Raw genomic sequence first — 836 nt, forward strand, 5'->3', positions numbered from 1 at the left:
TCGACGGGATCTCGAACGGGGTGCAGACGATCCAGGCGGCCTCGAAGGGCATCGACTCGATCACCAAGCTCGTCAACTCGCTGCAATCCACCGTCAAGCAGGCCCAGGCCGACGCCGTCGCCAACCGGCCCAAGATCGCCAGCACGGTCGATCTCGGCACTGCCGCGGAGGTCACTGCCACCGGCAAGAGCGAGCGCGACGTCGCGCTGAGCAAAGTCCTGATCGGCGCGGCGGCGGCCGCCACCGCCTCGTCGGCGGGTGCGGTCGGCCTGACGGCGGGCGGCGCGGGCACCACCAACTCGATCCAGATCAAGGCCGGCAACACCACCTACAAGTTCGACGTCACCTCGACCTCGACGGTGCGCGACCTCGTGGACGGCATCAACAAGTCCAACATCGCCACCGCCTCGATCGGCGACAACGGCCAGCTCACCATCACCGGCACCGGCTCGGACAACCTCACGGTCGAGGCCGGCCTGACCACCACGGCGACCGGCGCGTTCGCGGCGGTGGCGGGCGACCAGACGGCTCTGTTCGCGGCGGTCGACAACACGGACGTGGGCAGCTCGGGCTCGTCCTCGGTGCGCTCGAACCTGGTCAAGCAGTTCAACGACCTGCGCGACCAGATCGACAGCCTCGCCAAGGACTCGGGCTTCAACGGCACCAACCTGCTCGCCGGCGACAAGCTGTCCATCGTCTTCAATGAGAAGACGGGTTCGGCCCAGAACAAGCTCGACGTGCAGGGCAACCTGCTGAACGCGGGCAACCTCGGCATCGGCAAGTTCGTCGACTCGTCGGCGGCCCAGTCGAACGGCGACTTCAGCGTCCAGAACGAC

1 pseudogene is annotated in these 836 nt (G+C 67.5%); it reads left to right on the plus strand.

What is annotated here, in order from left to right:
• Window positions 1-836: pseudogene (locus tag MOX02_RS31725) on the plus strand (flagellin); the annotation flags it as partial.

Origin of the sequence: Methylobacterium oxalidis, from assembly GCF_007992195.1 — a bacterium.
Classification (GTDB): Bacteria; Pseudomonadota; Alphaproteobacteria; order Rhizobiales; family Beijerinckiaceae; genus Methylobacterium; species Methylobacterium oxalidis.